Here is a 950-nt window from a genome sequence, read left to right as displayed (position 1 = left end):
TCAGGACAGGCTCCTGCTGACCCACATGGCAGCGGAGTGAACACACCCGTGCCACCCCGAGAGAGGGTGGCACGGGTCTTTTTCGGGCACCCGGAGGACGAACCAACCGAAGGGAGACCAATATGTCCGATACGACCAACGAGGACTTCGAGGCGAGGCTGGCCGGCGGTTTCATATTGCTGAGACCTGTCTCGGCGGCGGCGCAGGCTTGGGTGAGGGAACACCTGCCCGAGAACACGCTGTCGCTGGGACAACATCTGGCGATTGAGACCCGGTACGCACCGCCGATCTTCGACGGCATCGAGGACGATGGCCTGACCATCGCCTGACGTCCTGCCCGCCGCCCGGCCGGGTGGCGGGTCTTTTTCGGGCGCCCTCAGGGGCGGCGAGGAACGCCGTCCGAGAAGAGGGAGACATCCTATGAAAGAAGAGGGAGACATCCTATGAAAAGCGAGAAAGACCGGCTGGCGGAGACATTCCGCTCAGCCATGGCGGCGATCCATGAGATGGTGGAGCCGCTCAAAAATGACGACAGCGGCGAAGCCCGCGAACGCATCCTGGAAGACGCGCTCAGCGTTGAGGTCAGGGAACCCTGGCACAGTCCTGGAGGAACCCATGACGGGCCCTGTGAGTACCGGCTGCTGCTCGCCACGGGCGGGCCAGCGGTACGCATCACCGGGCGCTTGGACGCATGCCATGAGCCCGAGACAGCCGTGCTGGAGGTGCAGGACTGGTTCCTGCCCTGGGCGGCGTTCGAAACAAACCTTGAGGATGACGAGGCTCTACTGGCCTACGCCGGGTCCTTCGTCTTCAACGGGTGACAACCAGACCGCCCCGCTCGTGCGGGGCGGGTATTTTCTACCCTGGCTCAGGGAACCTGGAAGCGTTGCTTCGGTGTACATCACCTGACATGCTTTGCCGACATTCGACCGCTATCCCCGAAGGATCCT

Annotated in this window: 2 protein-coding genes; both read left to right on the top strand. The window is 63.3% G+C overall.

Going from position 1 to position 950, the window contains the following annotated elements; genetic code table 11:
• Window positions 1–122 precede the first annotated feature (122 nt).
• Window positions 123–329, top strand: coding sequence for a hypothetical protein (locus tag R3X27_RS25500; RefSeq protein ID WP_317711723.1), 207 nt, complete (start codon window positions 123–125; stop codon window positions 327–329).
• A 114-nt stretch (window positions 330–443) separates the two neighbouring features.
• Window positions 444–821, top strand: coding sequence for a hypothetical protein (locus R3X27_RS25495; protein WP_317711722.1), 378 nt, complete (start codon window positions 444–446; stop codon window positions 819–821).
• Window positions 822–950 lie beyond the last annotated feature (129 nt).

This window comes from Tropicimonas sp. TH_r6, from assembly GCF_033101155.1.
GTDB lineage: Bacteria > Pseudomonadota > Alphaproteobacteria > Rhodobacterales > Rhodobacteraceae > Tropicimonas.
This window is presented reverse-complemented; position numbering and strand designations above follow the sequence as displayed.

Bases quoted from the DNA above. Each gene is read 5' to 3' on its own strand.
- R3X27_RS25495 (WP_317711722.1), top strand. From the start codon at position 444: ATGAAAAGCGAGAAAGACCGGCTGGCGGAGACATTCCGCTCAGCCATG.
- R3X27_RS25500 (WP_317711723.1), top strand. From the start codon at position 123: ATGTCCGATACGACCAACGAGGACTTCGAGGCGAGGCTGGCCGGCGGT.